The 14,657-nt window shown below is 70.4% G+C and carries 11 protein-coding genes; 6 read left to right on the forward strand and 5 right to left on the reverse strand.

The features are described from left to right. Positions 1-75 precede the first annotated feature (75 nt). Positions 76-2,826 (reverse strand): SUMF1/EgtB/PvdO family nonheme iron enzyme, encoded by a 2,751-nt coding sequence (locus tag M2351_RS10550; protein ID WP_264656032.1) that lies wholly within the window; start codon positions 2,824-2,826, stop codon positions 76-78. Positions 2,827-3,256: 430 nt separating this feature from the next. Between M2351_RS10550 and M2351_RS10555 the strand changes: the two genes are divergently transcribed. After that, a complete protein-coding gene (locus tag M2351_RS10555; protein ID WP_264656033.1) occupies positions 3,257-3,517 on the forward strand; it encodes a DUF3126 family protein in 261 nt (86 codons plus the stop codon). A gap of 28 nt (positions 3,518-3,545) precedes the next feature. Here M2351_RS10555 and M2351_RS10560 read toward each other — a convergent pair whose 3' ends face one another. Next, entirely contained in the window at positions 3,546-4,160 is a 615-nt protein-coding gene (locus tag M2351_RS10560) for a hypothetical protein (protein WP_264656034.1), read from the reverse strand. A gap of 111 nt (positions 4,161-4,271) precedes the next feature. Between M2351_RS10560 and M2351_RS10565 the strand changes: the two genes are divergently transcribed. After that, positions 4,272-4,658 carry a hypothetical protein gene (locus tag M2351_RS10565; protein WP_264656035.1) on the forward strand — a complete coding sequence of 129 codons (387 nt, stop codon included), beginning with the start codon at positions 4,272-4,274 and terminating at the stop codon, positions 4,656-4,658. A 320-nt stretch (positions 4,659-4,978) separates the two neighbouring features. Here M2351_RS10565 and M2351_RS10570 read toward each other — a convergent pair whose 3' ends face one another. Continuing rightward, positions 4,979-5,377: a cupin domain-containing protein gene (locus tag M2351_RS10570; protein WP_264656036.1), complete on the reverse strand. Its 399-nt coding sequence runs from the start codon at positions 5,375-5,377 to the stop codon at positions 4,979-4,981. 175 nt (positions 5,378-5,552) lie between these two features. On the opposite strand from M2351_RS10570, the gene M2351_RS10575 reads away from it, so the two are divergent. The 4 genes from M2351_RS10575 to M2351_RS10590 all read left to right on the forward strand — a co-directional run bounded on the left by M2351_RS10575 (position 5,553) and on the right by M2351_RS10590 (position 13,643). Continuing rightward, positions 5,553-10,958: an AMP-binding protein gene (locus tag M2351_RS10575; protein ID WP_264656037.1), complete on the forward strand. Its 5,406-nt coding sequence runs from the start codon at positions 5,553-5,555 to the stop codon at positions 10,956-10,958. Then, complete coding sequence (locus tag M2351_RS10580; RefSeq protein WP_264656038.1) at positions 10,955-11,728, forward strand: ABC transporter ATP-binding protein; 774 nt, start codon at positions 10,955-10,957, stop codon at positions 11,726-11,728. Before M2351_RS10575 ends, M2351_RS10580 begins: the two co-directional genes overlap by 4 nt. Further along, on the forward strand, positions 11,721-12,530 hold the full coding sequence (locus M2351_RS10585; protein WP_264656039.1) for an ABC transporter permease: 810 nt from the start codon (positions 11,721-11,723) through the stop codon (positions 12,528-12,530). Before M2351_RS10580 ends, M2351_RS10585 begins: the two co-directional genes overlap by 8 nt. Positions 12,531-12,662: 132 nt before the next feature. Beyond that, on the forward strand, positions 12,663-13,643 hold the full coding sequence (locus M2351_RS10590) for an ABC transporter substrate-binding protein (protein ID WP_264656040.1): 981 nt from the start codon (positions 12,663-12,665) through the stop codon (positions 13,641-13,643). A gap of 10 nt (positions 13,644-13,653) precedes the next feature. Here the strand turns inward: M2351_RS10590 and M2351_RS10595 are convergent, their stop codons facing one another. After that, positions 13,654-13,980, reverse strand: a complete 327-nt coding sequence (locus M2351_RS10595) for a peptidoglycan-binding domain-containing protein (protein WP_264656041.1) — start codon at positions 13,978-13,980, stop codon at positions 13,654-13,656. A gap of 103 nt (positions 13,981-14,083) precedes the next feature. Beyond that, complete coding sequence (gene greB, locus M2351_RS10600) at positions 14,084-14,641, reverse strand: transcription elongation factor GreB (protein ID WP_264656042.1); 558 nt, start codon at positions 14,639-14,641, stop codon at positions 14,084-14,086. Positions 14,642-14,657 lie beyond the last annotated feature (16 nt).

Consider the following 14,657-nt stretch of genomic DNA (forward strand, 5'->3'; position numbering starts at 1 on the left):
GTCACGGCGCTGTGGCGCGCTTCACAGAGGCGGCGATAAGAAAAGCGGGCGTGCCGATCGAAGCGGGCCGGCGCCTCAGTTCACGTCGCGCGCCACGCGGAACCCGTCGGCCACATAGCGGACGTCGGCGTCGTAGCCGATGCGCGCGGTGACCGCGATGGCGTCCAGCTCGTCCCGCCAGGAGCCGCCGCGCAGCACATGCTTGCGGCATTCGCCGGTCGTCCAGGCGCTGCCGTCCGCCGGGGCGCCCTTGTAGCTGGGGTTCCAGCAGTCGGCGACCCATTCCGCCACGCCGCCGCTGGTGTCGTAGAGCCCGAAGCCGTTCGGCTGGAAGCTGCCGACCGACGCCGGCCGCATCCGGTCGAAGGAACCGCCGCAGTCGCGGCAGTTGGCCTGTTGCGCCCCCGGCGTCAGGCTCTCGCCCCAGGAGAAGCGCGTGCTGGTGCCGCCGCGCGCGGCGTATTCCCACTCCGCCTCCGACGGCAGGCGGTAGCGCTGGCCGGTCTTGCGGCTGAGCCACGCGACGTAGGCCTCCGCGTCCTCGACATGGACGTTGTGGATGGGCGTGTCGTCGGACACGTTGGCCATCCGCGGCATGGCGGCGCAGCCCCCGCCCTCCATGCAGGTGCGCCATTCACCGACGGTGACCTCGTAGACGCCGATCGCGAAGGGCCGCGCGAAGGCGACGCGGTGGGCCGGCCGTTGCGCCTGGTCGCCCTTGTCGTTGCCCATGGTGAAGCTGCCGGCCGGGATGCGCGTCATCGGCGGGCACTGCGGGCAGTCCTGGAAGCTGTTGCCGTTGCCCTGGGCGCGCCTCTGCGACGGGCCATTTCCGGGTTGGCCGTTCCCGGGTTGGCCGTTGTCGGACGGGCTTCCCGGCGGGGCGGCCATGGCGAAGCGCTGCCGGTCCTCCGGACCCGCGGGGCGCAGCGCCGGACCGGAGATGAAGCCCTGCGCGCCGTCGTCCAGGGTCACCCGGTACCAGTCGGCATCGGTCACCCGGCCGAGCACGCGAACGTAGCCGCCCTTGGCGACCCCGCCCACCGCGTCGGAGCGCGTGTCGGGCCCGGCGCGCAGCACCGAATCGGAAACCGCCACATACATCCCCTCGCCCGTCGGCTCGACACGCAGTTCCGCCGGGGCCGGGGTCTTCGGGGCCGGACTCGGCTTGGCTGCCGCCTTGGCCCCGCCCGACGATCCGCTGCCGGAAGCGCCGTTCCCGGTCGACCCCGCGGACGCCACGCGCGCGGCCTCGACCTTCAGCACGTTCAGACGCTCGCGCGCCGGGCCGGTGAAGGGGCCGTTGTCGAACAGGCGCAGGAAGGCCTCGACCTCCGACGGGTCGCGGCTGTCGCGCACGCGGCGCCACAGCGCCTCCTCCAGGTCGGCGGCGGGCGGCGAGGCGCCGGCCTCCTCCACCTCCAGCACGGAGCTGAGCGTCGTGCGCCCGCCGCGCCCGTCCTCGACCAGCACGCTGAACACCCCGGCGCGGCCGACCGGGGAGCGCTCGGGGTCGAAGTTCAGGGCGGTCAGCTGCTCGGCGGTCAGGCGGTCGCCGGCCTTCAGCGCGGTCGTGCCGTCGCGCACCTTGCCGCGCTCCGGCACGCTGTTGACGATGAAGGTCAGCGGGTCGCCGTCCGGGTCGGTCGGCAGTTCCAGCCGCAGGGCGTTCACCACGGTGCGGATGGTACGCTCGGCCGCCGCCACCGGCGCGCGGTTGCTCGGCTTGATCAGCACCGGCACGCCGCCGCGCGCCACGCCGCCGCGGCCGTCCATCACCGCGAAGTCGAAGCTGCCACCGTCGCCCAGGTGGGTGGCGTCCGGCTTGAAGGTGGTGGCGACGAGCTGGTCGACGGTCAGGTAGTCGCCGATCAGCACCACGCGGTCGCCGATGCGCACGCTGCCGCCGCGCGGCAACCCGGTCACCTGCGCGAAGAGCTGGTCGTTGTCCGGGTCGGTCGGCCGGCCGATGCCCACCGGCTCCGCCCCGCCGCGATCGAACACCTCCAGCGTCTTGATGTCGGCCAGCTTCGGCGGCCGGTTCTCCGGCAGCGGGTTGAAGTAGAAGGGGGCGGCGCCCAGCGACCCGTAGAGGAACGGCTCCTGCCGCCCCTGGGTCAGCTGCATGACGTCGTCGCGCACGCGGCGGAAGAACAGGCTCAGCTCCAACCCCGGCACGTCGAAGTTCTTCAGCAGAGACAGGGTGTAGGGGCTGTGGTCGCTGGTGCCATCCTCGGCCACCGCGTCGGCGCGGGTGGCCATGGCGACCAGCGTGTCGGTCGGCGTGTCGTCCACCCGGGCGAATCCGGAATGCACCTCGGTCTTCTTGGTGCCGGAGCGGACCAGCCGGTCGGCGAAGGGATTGTTGCGGCAGGCGTCCAGGATCAGGATGCCCAGCTTGCGCGCCTGGGCCAGCTCGCCCATCGGCAGGTTCAGCGGCAGCGCCTCGTAGACGAGGTCGCGCTCGCGCTCCAGCCGGGCGTCCGCCGGGATCAGGAAGTTGGTGCCGCCGACCTGCATGCCGTGCCCGGCGAAGTACAGCAGCGCCACGTCCGCCTGGGCCGCCCGGATGCCGAACCCGCGCAGCGCCTCCGCCATGCCGCGGTTGTCGAGGTCGAACTTCTCCTCCACCGTGAAGCCCAGCTTGCGCAGGGCGGCGGACATGGCCTTGGCGTCGTTGCGGGGGTTGGGCAGTTCCGGCGCGTGGGCGTAGGCGCCGATGCCGACGACGAGGGCGATGCGCTGCTCCGTCGAGGCCGCGCGCGCGACGGACCATGGGGCGGTCCCGGCGGCGACGGCCACCAGGACGCCGAACACGATCGTCATCACGAGACGGCACAGGCGAGCGACCATTGTCACCCCACGAGCGTGATGCCCTCAGTTTCGGGCGGCCAATTTCGAGCAGCCATGAACTTGGCCGGAACGTGGTAATCCTCGTTCCTAATTGTTCAGTATTGGATCGCGACCCCCAGAACAAGCTGGCAAATGAGGGTACTGCGTTCCACCAGCCGGGTTCATACCCGACGGTTGCAACGACCATGCCCCGCCTACTCCCTTTTCGGGGGATGCTGTCCAACGACTTCCGCCGTCGCACGACGGGCGGGGGGCCGGCGCGGGGATTTCTTACTCCGCCGCGGCCGATTTGGCTGTGAAGCGCTTAACACGGAATCGCTGCGCGCGGTCGATGGCGAGGTAGTGCTTTCCCTTTGCCCGAAAGCTTTCTATATGACCGCTTCGACAACACAGGGATCACGCCATGCCGCCCGCAAAGCCGACGGTCGCGAAGATGACCGAAACCGAAATCGCCCGCGTGCAGGCCTACCTGCGCAAGACGCTCGGCAACGACAAGATCACCATCGAGCCGCCGGAGAAGGCGGGGCAGTCCGCGGAAGTGATGCTGGCCGGCGAGTTCGTGGGCACGCTGCACCGCGACGTGGACGAGGGCGAGGTGTCCTACGCCCTGCACGTGGTCATCCTGGAGGAAGACCTCCCGGCGGCCCCGGCGGCGCGGCGCTGAGGCGCCGCCCCCGCCACGCAAACAGGGCTCAGGCCGCGGGGGCGCTGTGCTTGCGCAGCTCCGCGGCCAGCCCTGCCAGAAGCGTCTCCCCACCGGCGAGCGTCAGCCCGTGCACCAGCACGATGGCCGGCTGGTGGTTGCGCCGGTGCATGACCAGCCGGTAGCCGAGCGTCTTCTTCGGCCCCTTGCCCGGCCCGGCGGCGTCCAGCGCGACGGCCCCGCCGGCCAGTTCCAGCTCCGTCCGATGCTGCCGCGACGTCACCGGCTCGACCCGCGTGACGAACAGCGGACGCGGGCTGCCCGGCGCGTAGAGGGCGAGGTCGCGGATCGTCTTGTGCGGGTAGACATGCCCGTAGGCTTTTAGCCCCTCCGCCGTCACGGTCAGCCGCACGGCCCCACGCCCGATCAGCCGCACCAGCACCACCGCCCACAGCAGGATCAGCGGGATCGCCCCCATGGCGGCCAGCCAGCGCAGCATGGTCGCCGTCGGCTCGGCGGTCAGCTCGGCCGCGCCGACGAAGCACGCCTCCAGCAGCACCGCGTACAGAAGGACGCTGGCGCGCACCGGCGATTCGCGGTCGGTCATCGCCTCGAACACCGTGTCCGCACCGACCTCCTCGCGGGAAACCTCGACCCCGGCCATGCCGTCCACACCCCTGTCGCCTGCGCCCGCACGCCCTATACAGCGACCGCGTGCAGCGCGCTATAAGGACGGCGCGCGCCGCGCTGTTTTGACAAGCACCGGGGGACATCGATGAGCGACCCGTACCGCACCTCGCTGCGCACGGCGGCTGACTGGGGGCTGGTGGCGCTCGCCGTCATCGCGGCGACCGCCCTGACCCAACCGATCGGCGCGCGCGACGGTGCGCCCCTGTCCTGGCTGGCCGAGCCGATGGCGCTGATGTTCCTGCTCGGCACCGCGCTGGCCGTCGTCGCCGGCCGCACGGCCCCGTCGCGCACCAAGGGCGCGGTGGCGGAGATCGGCGGTGCGGCATTGGCTTGGCTGCTGCCGATCCACCTCGCGGGCAGCGGCGTGGACGTGGCGCGCGGCTGGGGCCTGTGGCTCTACTTGCTGGCCGCCACCCTGATGCTGGCGCGCGCGGTGCGCCTGTTGCTGGCGGGGCGGGGCGTCCGGCGCTGAAAGTCTTCACCACTGAGGCACGGAGACACAGAGAAGCGACGTCCTCCGTGTCTCCGTGCCTCTGTGGTGAGCCGGTCCCGAACCGTCCGGTATTCCGGTCACCTGTCCGGAATCGCGGACAGATCGCCCGGCGGCTGGATTCGCGCAAGGACCGGAAAGTCGCCCTTTTCAACAATTTCCCAGCTTGGCACGGGCGTTGCTTTCCATTGCAACGAACCGTCCCATGACCGCGTCGTTCCCTGCGGCCGTGGTGAACGATTCCTCCAAAGCATCTTGCCGGCCGCCCCGCAAAGGGCGGCCGGTCTTTTTTGTCCTGCGCCTCAGGCTGGTTCCGTGCCCTCGGTCGGGAAATCGGCCGGCAGGGTGATCTCCAGCATCTCCAGGTCGTCGGAATGGGCGACCTCCGCGTGGCGGATGCCCGGCGGCTGGTGCACGCAGGACCCCGCCTGCAACAGCACCTCCCCCACCCCCTCGTAGGCGAACTTCACCCAGCCCTTCAGCACATAGACCATCTGGAACTCCAGCGCGTGCCGATGCCAGCCACCGTGCGGGGCGTCGCCAGGACGGGCGCGGATCACGTGCGCATTCACCTTCCCCGCGGTGGCGGCGCGGATGCCCAGGTCGCGGTATTCGAAGAAGGGCCGCAGCCCGTCGTGCTTGAAGTCCGCCGGATCGACGTGGCTGACCGAAAAGGTCATGCGGTCGCTGTTCTCGGACATGCTCTTTCCTCCCAAACCTTATTGTTGGACCGAGTATGACCCAAAGCCGCGTCTGGGGCATAGCCCGCCCCCGCACGGCCCCATTGCGGCCCGGGGCGGGCGCCGCGCTATAGTGGTGCCCGCCGCGCAACGCCGCGGCCACGAACGAAGAAGCGCCCTTTCGGGGAGGAAACCCATGGACCAGTCCGTGACCGCGGACTCCGCCGCCCAGCCGCCGCTGCCGCGGGACGTGACCGTCAACCCGATCCGCTCCGCCGCGGACTGGCAGCGCCAGCGCGCCGCCTGCGAGGCCGACCCCGGCGCCTTCCACGGCGCCATTGCCGCGGAGACCATCCACTGGTTCGACGGCACCCACTGGCTGATGCGCGACGCCGACGGTGTCTGGCGCGGCTGGAACGCCACGACCGGAGAGGCGGCGGAGCGCGCGGACTGGACGCCCTGGACCCAGGCCTTCGACGGGTCGGAGGCCCCCTTCTACCGCTGGTTCGTGGGATCCCGCACCAACGCCGCCTTCAACGAGGTCGACCGCCACGTCCTGTCCGGTCATGGGGCGGAGGTCGCCTACTGGTACGAGGGCGACCGCTGGGACGCCGCCGCGAACAATGGGCGCGGCGCCCCGGTCCACCACGTCACCCTGACCCGGCGGGAGTTGCTGGTCCGCTCCGCGCTCGCCGCCCTGGCGCTGCGCGATTTGAGCCTGAACCAGGGCGACCGCATCGCGCTGAACATGCCCAACATCCTCGACCAGATCGTCTGGACGGAGGGGGCGAAGCGGCTGGGCGTCATCTACACCGCGGTGTTCGGCGGCTTTTCCGACAAGACCCTGTCCGACCGCATCGAGAACGCCGGCGCCCGCGTCGTCATCACCGCCGACGGGGCCAGCCGCAACGCGGAGGTGGCCGCCTTCAAGGAGGCCTACACCGACCCCGCGCTCGACCGCTTCGTGGCCCTGCCCGCGGCGCTCAGCATCACCGAGGAGGTGCTGCGCAGCAAGCTTGGCGACGCCGCCCTGATGGATCCCGTCCGCGCCGGGCTGGAGGGCGAAATCACCGTCGCCCCCGCCGACGTCATGCGCGAGTTGGGCAAGGCGCTCGACCGCGCCGGCCATCTCGACGCCACCACCATCGCCGACCTGCGGGCCAGCGTGGCCGAGGCGCTGACCGCCGCGCCCTCGCGCGTGGAAAAGGTCATCGTCGTCCGCCACGTCGGCCTTCCCGACATCGCCTGGACGCCGGGCCGCGACGTCTGGGCGCACGAGCTTCTGGCGAAGGCCGAACAGACGCTGTGCCGCGCCGCCGGCCTGCCGGACATGGCCGCCCTCCGCACGCTCGACGACCGCGCGCTCTACGCCGCCGTCGCCAAGGCGGTTCCGTCCGTCCCGGTGGACGCCGAATACCCGCTCTTCATCATCTACACCTCCGGCTCGACCGGGAAGCCCAAGGGCGTGGTGCACGTCCACGGCGGCTACGTCGCCGGCATCGCCCACACCATGAAGGTCAGCTTCGACGCCCTGCCCGGCCGCGACGTGATCTATGTGGTCGCCGACCCCGGCTGGATCACCGGCCAGAGCTACCTGATCACCGGCACGCTGGCCGCCCGCATCCCCGGCATCGTGACGGAGGGCGCGCCCGTCTTCCCCAACGCTGGCCGCTTCGCCTCGATCATCGAGCGGCACAAGGTCACCATCTTCAAGGCGGGCGTGACCTTCCTGAAGACGGTCATGACCCACCCGGAGAACCGCGCGGACGTGGAGCGCTACGACCGCTCCACCCTGCGCGTCGCCACCTTCTGCGCGGAGCCGACCAGCCCCGCCGTGCAGGCCTTCGGCATGGCGGTGATGACCCCGCAATACATCAACAGCTATTGGGCGACGGAGCACGGCGGCATCGTCTGGACCCACCCCTACGGCAACCCCGACCAGCCCCTGCGCGCCGACGCCCACACCTACCCGCTGCCCTGGGTGCTGGGCGACGTCTGGGTGTCCGAAGGCGAGCCCGATAGCGAGGGTCGCGTCCCCTACCGCTCCGCCGAGCCGGAGGAGAAGGGCGAGATCGTCGTCACCGCCCCCTACCCCTACCTGACCCGCACCATCTGGGGCGACGCGGACAATGTCGGAACGCCCGGCTGGACGGGCGACCTCGACCGCTTCGCCACGACCTACTTCGGCCGCTTCCGCGATGCGCAGGGCAACCCCGTCTGGGCCTACCTGCAAGGCGACTTCGCACGGAAATACGCGGACGGCAGCTTCAGCCTGCACGGCCGCTCCGACGACGTGATCAACGTCTCCGGCCACCGCATGGGGACGGAGGAGATCGAGGGCGCCATCCTCCGCGACAAGCAGATCAACCCCGACAGCCCTGTCGGGAACGTCATCGTCGTTGGCGCCCCGCACCGGGAAAAGGGCCTGACCCCCGTCGCCTTCGTCCTGCCCGCCAAGGGGCGCGACCTGACCGCCGACGACGAGCGCCGCCTGAAGGACCTCGTCCGACAGGAGAAAGGCGCCGTTGCCGTCCCCTCCGACATCCTGGTCGTGCCGGCCTTCCCGGAAACGCGCTCCGGCAAATACATGCGCCGCTTCCTGACGGCCATGATGAACGACGAGCCGCTGGGCGACACCTCCACCCTGCGCAACCCGGAGTGCCTGACCGACCTCGCCGTTCGCATTGAGGCGTGGAAACGCGGCCAGCAGCGCGCGGAGGAACAGACCCTCATCGAGCGCCAGCGCTTCCTGTCGATCCAATACGACCGCCTCGGCGAGGGCGTGCGCATGGCGACCGTCACCATCGACAACCCGCCGGTCAACGCGCTGTCCGACCGCCTGCTGGACGAATTGGACACGGCGATCGCCCACCTCGCCCGCCGGCCGGACATCCATGCCGTGGTGATCACCGGCACTGGCCGAAACTTCGTCGCCGGCGCCGACATCCGCCAGCTGCTCGACGAGGTGCAGGACGAGGGCGAGGCGCGCGCCCTGCCCGCCAAGGCCCACGCCGTCTTCCGCGCCATCGAGGCGATGGACAAGCCGGTGATCGCCGCCATCCGCGGCGTCGCGCTCGGCGGCGGCTGCGAACTGGCCATGGCCTGCCACCTCCGCGTCGCCGACCCGCGCGCGCGCCTCGGCCAGCCGGAAATCAACCTGTTCCTGCCCCCCGGCTACGGCGGCACCCAGCGCCTGCCCCGCCTGCTGCTGCGCAAGGACCCTGAGCGCGGGCATGAACGCGCGCTGGAGATCCTGCTGTCCGGCCGGCAGATCGACGCGGAAACCGCGCTGGAGTTCGGGCTGGTGGATGTCGTCGCCCGCGGCGCGGACGACGCGCTGACCCTGGCGAAGACGTTGGCAAGGGAGGTTGCCCTCGGTCTCAATACCCTCTCCCCCCCGGGGAGAGGGAAGGGTGCGGGGGTCCCGCATCTCGGTACGTCCGGCAAAAGCGCAACCCCCTCACCCCAACCCTCTCCCCGGGGGGGAGAGGGGGTGGAGCGCCTCCTCCGCCAAGCCCACACCGTCGGCCGGGGCCCGGTCGCCGACACCATTGTCGACCTCGTCACCACCGGCCTGCGCGACGGCTTCGACGCCGGCTCACATGCGGAAATCGCCGCCTTCGCCCGCTTCCTCCTGGATTCCGAACACGGCGCCAAGAAGGGCATCGCCCTGTTCCTGGAGAAGAAGTCCCCGCCCCTGCCCGCGCGCCCGCGCCCCGAATCGCGCGACGGCGTGCTGCCCATCGGCAGCCCCCTCTTCCCCGGCGCCACGCCCCTGCCCCAATGGCAACTCGCCCAGGCCGTCGTCCGCGACCTGGAGACCGGTGCGGCCGCCCACGGCGACCCCGCCGACGCGGAACGCGAAGTGGTCATCCCCGTCCCGGAGCCCGGCCCCAACCAAGCGCTCGTCTACGTTCTCGCCTCGGAGGTCAACTACAACGACGTCTGGGCACTGACCGGCATCCCCATTTCCCTGTTCGACGAGCATGACGAGGACGTGCACATCACCGGTTCCGGTGGCGTCGGGATGGTGGTGCGCATGGGCGAGGCGTTGCAGGCCCAGGGGCGGCTCGCTGTCGGAGACCTCGTCGCGATCTACTCCGGCGTGTCCGACGTGCTGGATCCGGAGGCCGGCGCCGACCCGATGTTCACCGACTTCCACATCCAAGGCTACCAGTCGCCGGACGGCAGCCACCAGCAGTTCATGCTAGCCGACGGGCCGCAGCTCTTCCATCTCCCGCCCGACCTCGCGCTGGAGGAGGCCGGCAGCTACATGCTCGCCGCCGGCACCGCCTACCGCGCGCTGTTCACCGCACTCGACGTCCAGCCCGGCAAGCGCCTGCTGGTGGAGGGGGCGGCCGGCGGCACCGGCGCCTGGACGGTGGAGCTGGCGCTCGCCCGCCGCATGAAGGTGACCGGCATGGTGTCGTCGGAACGGCGCGCCGCCGCGATCCGTGCCCGCGGGGCGGGGGCGGTGGACCGCTCCGTTGCCGAAAGCGCCTTCACCCGCATCCCCGCCGACCCGTCGCAGTGGGCGACGTGGGAGGAAGCGGGCCGCCCCTACCTCGACGCCCTGCGCGCGGCCAACGGCGGCGCCCTGGTGGACTACGCCGTCAGCCACGCCGGTGAGGCCACCTTCCCGCGCACCTTCCAGTCGCTGGCTGAGGGCGGCGCGCTGACCTTCTTCGGCGCCTCCAGCGGCTACCACATGACCTTCCTCGGCAAGCCCGGCTCCGCCGCGCCCGCCGAGATGCTGCGCCGCGCCCGGCTCCGCCCCGGCGAGGCCGTGCTGGTCTTCTACGGCGCCGGGGCGGTCGGCCTGCGCGACGACATGGCCCTGTCGGCCATCGAGGCGGCGCGCGAGTCCGGCGCGCGGATCTGCGTCGTCACCGACCAGGACTCCGAACGCGATTTCGTGCTGTCGCTGGGCTACGGCGAAGCCCTGGCGGGCGCCGTCTCGCTGGCCGAGATCAAACGCCGCGTGCCGCACTTCGTCTGGCCCGACACCATGCCGGACCTGCCCGACCCGCAGCGCGAGACAGCCGCCTTCAAGGAGGCCGTGCGCCTCTTCACCGAGGAGACCTTCAAGCCGCTGGGCCAAGCGGTGGGCCGCATCCTGCGCTCCGCCGACAATCCGCGCGGCATGCCCGATCTGGTGGTGGAGCGAGCCCGGCGCGACACGCTGGCCGTCTCCACCATGATCGTGAAGCCGCACACCGGCCGCGTCGTCTACTGCGGAGACATGGCCCCAGACGGACAGCCAAGGCGCTACAGCTTCTACGCCCCGCAGGTCTGGATGCGCCAGCGCCGCATTTTGATGCCCACGGCGGCCATCATCGGCACGCACCTGTCGAACGCTGCGGAAATCGCAGGGCTGAACCGCGTCATTGCGTCCGGGGCCGTTCGTGTGCCAACGACTTACCTCGGTGCCTGGGACGAGCTGCCCACGCTCCACCAGGCCATGTGGGAGAACCGCCTGCCCGAGGCGACGGGCGGGGCCGCCAAGGCGGTGGTGAACCATGCGCTCCCGGAGGCCGGCCTGACCTCCAGGGACGAGTTGCTGATCGCCTGGGCCAGCAAGGCCCTTGGAAAGGAACAATGAGGCTTATCATCAAGGACCTGTGCCACCGCTACGACGACCTCGTCGTGCTGGAGGGCATCGACCTGACGGTGCGCGAGGGGGAGGTGCTGGCGGTCATCGGCCCCTCGGGCTGCGGCAAGTCCACCTTGCTGGGCATCGCGGGCGGCATCGTCGCGCCCACCTCCGGCACGGTGGAGGTGGCGGGCGACACGCCTGACGGCTGCCTGAACCCGGTCACCTTCATCTTCCAGGACTTCGCCCTGCTGCCCTGGCGCAGCGTGGAGGACAACGTCGCCCTGGTGCTGGAGCACCACCCCCTCCCGGCGGCGGAACGGCGGGAGCGGATTGAGGCCGGCCTGCGCCGCATGGGCCTGTGGGACTTCCGCAAGGCTCTGCCGAAGCAGCTGTCCGGCGGCATGCGCCAGCGCGTCGGCATCGCCCGCGCGCTGGCCGTGCGCCCGGCCATGCTTCTGCTGGACGAGCCGCTGTCCGCGCTGGACGCCCAGACGCGCGAGCTGCTGATGGAGGATTTCCTGGCGCTCTGGCAGCGGGAGCGGACGACCGCCCTCTACGTCACCCACAACCTCGACGAGGCGCTGCGGCTGGCCGACCGCGTGGTGGTGCTGAGCCGCCGGCCCGGCCGCCTGCGCGAGATCGTCACCATCGAGGAGCCGCGCGACCAGCGCCTCCAGCCCTCCGCCCAGGCCCATCTCGCGGAGGTGCGCGATCGCCTCTGGCACCTGATCCGCGCCGAGGCGCAGCTGGCCGACCGGGAGATCGCCAATGCCTGACACCAGTCTCCCGGTCGCATCGGCCCAGCCCGTCCGCTTCCGCGGCGGCGGCTTCACCGTCCGGACGCACCGTTGGGCGGCGCTGCTGGCCTTCGCGGTGCTGATCGCCGTATGGGAATCGACCAACCGCTTCGGGCTCGTCAGCGCGCTGTTCCTGCCGCCGCCAAGCGCGGTGGCCAAGGCGCTCGGCGCCATGGTTGCCGACGGCAGCCTGTGGCAGCACCTGAAGGCCTCACTGATGCGGATCGGCGTGGGCTGGGCCATGGGTACGGTCGGCGGCATGGCGGTGGGCTTTGCCATGGGCATCGGCTCCGTGGCAAGGGCCGTGGGCGTGCCGCTGGTGTCGGCCTTCTTCCCGATCCCGAAGATCGCGCTGCTGCCGCTGTTCATCCTGTGGTTCGGCATCGGGGAGCCGTCGAAGTTCGCCACCATCGGCTTCGGCGTCTTCTTCCCCACCGTCATCGCCACCTACAGCGCCATCGATTCGGTGCCGCGCAACCTGATCCGCATGGCGCAGAGCTTCGGCCTGCCCTGGGCGTCGATCCTGCGCAAGATCGTGCTGCCGGGCGCCCTGCCCGGCATCCTGGCCGGCTTCCGCATCACCGCCTCCATCGCGCTGATCCTGGTCGTGGCGGCGGAGATGATCGGGGCGGAGTACGGCATCGGCGCCTTCGTGCTGACCGCCGGCAACCTGATGCTGACGGACCAACTGCTGGCCGGCGTGCTGGTCCTGTCGCTGCTCGGCCTCGCCATCGGCACCGTGCTGTCGATCCTGGAACGCCGCCTGCTGAAGTGGCGGTAAGTTATTGAAATTGCAAGCCTGTTGGGTGTCGGCTGACGCCTCCACCCAACCTACGAAAACACAAGGGAGAAGACACTGATGACTGTCGTGCGTTGGGGCCGTCGGAAAGTATTGGGGCGGACGGTAATTGGAATGATGGGCGCTGCGGCCCTGGCGCTGTCGGCCGCGCCCGCCCTGGCCCAGACCCTGGAGAAGACCTCCATCGGCGTGCTGGCGCTGGCCTCCTCCGGGCCGATCTTCATCGCCAAAAGCAAGGGCTACTTCGAGAAGGAGGGGCTCGACGTCGACCTGAAGATGTTCACCTCGGCCCAGCAGGTGCCGGTGGCCGTGGCGTCGGGCGACGTGGACTTCGGCGTCACCGGCCTGACCGCCGGCTTCTACAACCTCGCGGCCAAGGGGGCCGTCACCATGATCGCGGCGCAGAGCCGCGACGAGCCGGGCTTCGAACTCAGCGCCTACGTCGCGACCAACGCCGCCTTCGCCGCCGGGCTGAAGAAGCCCGCCGACCTGAAGGGCAAGCGCATCGCCATCACCACCGTGGGCTCCACGTTCCACTACATGCTGGGGCTGCTCGGGCAGAAATACGGCTTCACGGTCAAGGACCTGACCATGGTGCCGCTGCAGGACGTGCCGAAGATGACCGCCGCCTTCAAGGGCGGCCAAGTCGACGCCATCGTGGCGCCGGTGACGGTCGCCCGCCAGATGGTCGCGGATGGCGCCGGCACGATCATCGGCTGGGTCGGCGACGAGACGCCCTGGCAGCTCGGCGCGCTGTTCACCGGCCCGAAGACGATCGCCCAGCGCCGCCCGACGGTGGAGAAGTTCGTCCGCGCCTACCAGACGGCGCTGGCCGAGTACCACGCGGCCTTCAACACCAAGGACGCCCAGGGAGCCATCGTGAAGGGCCCCGGCTACGACGCCCTGCTGACCATCATCGCCGAGGCCACCAAGCAGAAGCCCGAGGTCGTCGCCGCCGGCCTGCCCTACGTGGATCCGCAGGGCAAGCTTCTGGTCAACGACGTCGTCAACCAGGTGAAGTTCTGGCAGGCCGAAGGCCAGGTGGACAAGACGCTGGACGCCAAGTCCATCATGGACCTCAGCTTCGTGAAGTGAGCGGGAGCGCTCAGCGCTTGCCCGGCGCGTAGACCTTCGGCTGAGCGAAGTTCAAGTGGTCCAGAAGCTCCTTGGTGACGCAGCCGTCAACGGGGAGCTTCGCCGCCTTCTGGTAGGCGCGGACGGCGGTGCGGGTGTTGGGCCCCATTTTGCCGTCCGCCGTACCGGCCTTGAAGCCGTGCTCGTTCAGCGCCGACTGGGCACCCTGCACATAGGCATACCGCATGTCCGACGGCATGTTCTCGTCCGGACAGACCGCGAAAGCCGGCGCGGCGGCAAAGGCGGTGAGGGCAAAGCAGGCGGCGATGGCGCTGCGGGCCATGGCTGGGCGCATCATGGTTGGTCTCCGTTCTTGTTTGCGGGGATCAACACGGCAGAGGCCGCGCTGCTTCGGAAGGGATAAAAATTGGCGGGGCCTCGTCCCCTTCCGTCCCGGCCCCTCATTCATCCCCTGGATAACGGATCGCGACCACCTCGATCTGCTCCACGCCCGCGGGCGTGCGCAGGTCCACGAGGTCGCCCTCCTGGGCCTTCAGAAGGGCGCGGGCGATCGGCGAGATCCAGCTGACGTGGCCACGGTCCAGGTCCACCTCATCGGCCCCGACAATGGTGATGGTGTTCTCCGCCCCATCCTCGCGGGCGTAGGTCACGGTCGCGCCGAAATACACCCGGTCGCGGTTCGTCTGGCGGGTGGGGTCCACCACCTCCGCCGATTCCAGCCGCTTGTTCAGGAAGCGGATGCGCCGGTCGATCTCGCGCAGGCGCTTCTTGCCATAGAGGTAATCGCCGTTTTCCGAGCGGTCGCCGTTCCCGGCCGCCCAGGACACGACATCCACCACCTTCGGCCGTTCGACGCGCAGGAGATTGCGAAGCTCCGCCTGCATCCGCTGGAAGCCAGCGGGCGTCATGTAGTTCTTGAAGCCGGCGGGAAGAGGTTTCGGATCGTCGCCGTCATCGTCGTCAGCGGAGTCGTTCTCCCGCGTGAAGGCCTTGCTCATCGTCGCAACCCGTCCT

The sequence above is a fragment of the Azospirillum canadense genome (assembly GCF_025961225.1).
Lineage (GTDB): Bacteria > Pseudomonadota > Alphaproteobacteria > Azospirillales > Azospirillaceae > Azospirillum > Azospirillum canadense.

Coding starts and splice junctions, on each gene's coding strand:
- M2351_RS10560 (WP_264656034.1), bottom strand. CDS start 4,160: ATGGCCGGGGTCGAGGTTTCCCGCGAGGAGGTCGGTGCGGACACGGTG.
- greB (WP_264656042.1), bottom strand. CDS start 14,641: ATGAGCAAGGCCTTCACGCGGGAGAACGACTCCGCTGACGACGATGAC.
- M2351_RS10570 (WP_264656036.1), bottom strand. CDS start 5,377: ATGTCCGAGAACAGCGACCGCATGACCTTTTCGGTCAGCCACGTCGAT.
- M2351_RS10550 (WP_264656032.1), bottom strand. CDS start 2,826: ATGACGATCGTGTTCGGCGTCCTGGTGGCCGTCGCCGCCGGGACCGCC.
- M2351_RS10555 (WP_264656033.1), top strand. CDS start 3,257: ATGCCGCCCGCAAAGCCGACGGTCGCGAAGATGACCGAAACCGAAATC.
- M2351_RS10585 (WP_264656039.1), top strand. CDS start 11,721: ATGCCTGACACCAGTCTCCCGGTCGCATCGGCCCAGCCCGTCCGCTTC.
- M2351_RS10595 (WP_264656041.1), bottom strand. CDS start 13,980: ATGATGCGCCCAGCCATGGCCCGCAGCGCCATCGCCGCCTGCTTTGCC.
- M2351_RS10590 (WP_264656040.1), top strand. CDS start 12,663: ATGATGGGCGCTGCGGCCCTGGCGCTGTCGGCCGCGCCCGCCCTGGCC.
- M2351_RS10575 (WP_264656037.1), top strand. CDS start 5,553: ATGGACCAGTCCGTGACCGCGGACTCCGCCGCCCAGCCGCCGCTGCCG.
- M2351_RS10565 (WP_264656035.1), top strand. CDS start 4,272: ATGAGCGACCCGTACCGCACCTCGCTGCGCACGGCGGCTGACTGGGGG.
- M2351_RS10580 (WP_264656038.1), top strand. CDS start 10,955: ATGAGGCTTATCATCAAGGACCTGTGCCACCGCTACGACGACCTCGTC.